Raw genomic sequence first — 2500 nt, 5'->3', positions numbered from 1 at the left:
GCCCCGTAACCAGAAGACGAATGCTCACTCGATGAAAGTGGTGGGCCTGGGAAGACTTGAACTTCCGACCTCACGCTTATCAAGCGCGCGCTCTAACCAACTGAGCTACAAGCCCCTAACGCCTATCCCGTCAGGGACCGTGGGATCCTGCTTGATGCAGGCCCAGCGCGTGTTCGTCCGCGAAGAAAGAGAAACGAAGACGGCGAAATCCCGCCAATGCAGCTCAACGATCTGGCGATCTGTTGGCCACTGATGTTTCTAAAACGATCCGATAGTGAGCGTGAGCTCGCTGAAGGATCATCCTTAGAAAGGAGGTGATCCAGCCGCAGGTTCCCCTACGGCTACCTTGTTACGACTTCACCCCAGTCGCTGACCCTACCGTGGCCGGCTGCCTCCCTTGCGGGTTAGCGCACCGTCTTCAGGTAAAACCAACTCCCATGGTGTGACGGGCGGTGTGTACAAGGCCCGGGAACGTATTCACCGTGGCGTGCTGATCCACGATTACTAGCGATTCCAACTTCATGGGCTCGAGTTGCAGAGCCCAATCCGAACTGAGACGGCTTTTTGAGATTTGCGAAGGGTCGCCCCTTAGCATCCCATTGTCACCGCCATTGTAGCACGTGTGTAGCCCAGCCCGTAAGGGCCATGAGGACTTGACGTCATCCCCACCTTCCTCGCGGCTTATCACCGGCAGTCTCCTTAGAGTGCTCAACTAAATGGTAGCAACTAAGGACGGGGGTTGCGCTCGTTGCGGGACTTAACCCAACATCTCACGACACGAGCTGACGACAGCCATGCAGCACCTGTGCTCCAGGCTCCGAAGAGAGGGTCACATCTCTGCGACCGGTCCTGGACATGTCAAGGGCTGGTAAGGTTCTGCGCGTTGCGTCGAATTAAACCACATGCTCCACCGCTTGTGCGGGCCCCCGTCAATTCCTTTGAGTTTTAATCTTGCGACCGTACTCCCCAGGCGGAATGCTTAAAGCGTTAGCTGCGCCACTAGTGAGTAAACCCACTAACGGCTGGCATTCATCGTTTACGGCGTGGACTACCAGGGTATCTAATCCTGTTTGCTCCCCACGCTTTCGTGCCTCAGCGTCAGTACCGGGCCAGTGAGCCGCCTTCGCCACTGGTGTTCTTGCGAATATCTACGAATTTCACCTCTACACTCGCAGTTCCACTCACCTCTCCCGGACTCAAGATCTTCAGTATCAAAGGCAGTTCTGGAGTTGAGCTCCAGGATTTCACCCCTGACTTAAAGACCCGCCTACGCACCCTTTACGCCCAGTGATTCCGAGCAACGCTAGCCCCCTTCGTATTACCGCGGCTGCTGGCACGAAGTTAGCCGGGGCTTATTCTTGCGGTACCGTCATTATCTTCCCGCACAAAAGAGCTTTACAACCCTAGGGCCTTCATCACTCACGCGGCATGGCTGGATCAGGGTTGCCCCCATTGTCCAATATTCCCCACTGCTGCCTCCCGTAGGAGTTTGGGCCGTGTCTCAGTCCCAATGTGGCTGATCATCCTCTCAGACCAGCTACTGATCGTCGCCTTGGTGAGCCATTACCTCACCAACTAGCTAATCAGACGCGGGCCGATCTTTCGGCGATAAATCTTTCCCCGTAAGGGCTTATCCGGTATTAGCACAAGTTTCCCTGTGTTGTTCCGAACCAAAAGGTACGTTCCCACGCGTTACTCACCCGTCTGCCGCTGACGTATTGCTACGCCCGCTCGACTTGCATGTGTTAAGCCTGCCGCCAGCGTTCGCTCTGAGCCAGGATCAAACTCTCAAGTTGGACTTGAACTTTGAACCGGCTGATCACAACGTTTGACGAGGTCCCACCATTATCGACCGAAGTCGATGTGCTGCCCGCGATTCACATCGCTGGCAACGATGGTGTTTCCTTTAAAACGTGTACCGCCGAAGTCTTTCGTCCGGTCTCGATCAGAAAAGCCGAAGCTTCTCGGAAGCGAGACCCGCAAGGACTCCGCCGTCCACGTTTCTCTTTCTTCATCTTCACTTGTCAAACAGCCCGAGACCGTGGAGGTCTCAACCTTCCTGAGAGGAAGGGTTCCGACACCCTTACCGACGATGGATGAACTCCAACCGACTGGTGTCGGCTGTTGTGTCACTCAACAAGGTGAGGAGCATCAGTGGCGCGTTCGCTCGCCTTGGTCAGTGACCCGGCGGCGCCGCGCTCAGTGGTTGGGGTTATAGGCCCCACCTTCCGGCCTGTCAACGCCAATCGTCAACAAATCGTCGCACAGTGGACCAGCGAGAAAACACCCACGATTCCAGCCATTTAGAAAGCCGCCGGGCACATCGAACGAGCCCGCCCGGCAAAAAATCTGAAAAAAAGTTTGCCCGCCGGCGGGCTCCGGAGGGCGCCTTGGAGCCCTCCCTGGCGGCCTCCCTCGGGGGCCCTCCTCCGCACTCCGCCACCCTGGGGGGCGCGCCGTCCCAAGCGCTGTCGGCCCCCCGGGCCAGACGCCCGCCTCC

The 2500-nt window shown here is 57.2% G+C and carries 2 tRNA genes and 1 rRNA gene (1 of these 3 cut by a window edge); all 3 read right to left on the bottom strand.

The annotated features are described in order from the left end of the window. Positions 1 to 5 (bottom strand) — tRNA-Ala (locus tag I6F21_RS32025); it reaches 71 nt to the left of the window's first position. A 33-nt stretch (positions 6 to 38) separates the two neighbouring features. Then, positions 39 to 115: transfer RNA gene (locus I6F21_RS32020), tRNA-Ile, on the bottom strand. 192 nt (positions 116 to 307) lie between these two features. After that, positions 308 to 1796: ribosomal RNA gene (locus I6F21_RS32015) — 16S ribosomal RNA — on the bottom strand. Positions 1797 to 2500: the final 704 nt, after the last annotated feature.

Source organism: Bradyrhizobium sp. NBAIM03 (genome assembly GCF_020194055.1).
Taxonomy (GTDB): domain Bacteria; phylum Pseudomonadota; class Alphaproteobacteria; order Rhizobiales; family Xanthobacteraceae; genus Bradyrhizobium; species Bradyrhizobium yuanmingense.
Note: the sequence above shows the minus strand (reverse complement) of the source record. Positions and strands in the feature narration are given on the sequence as shown.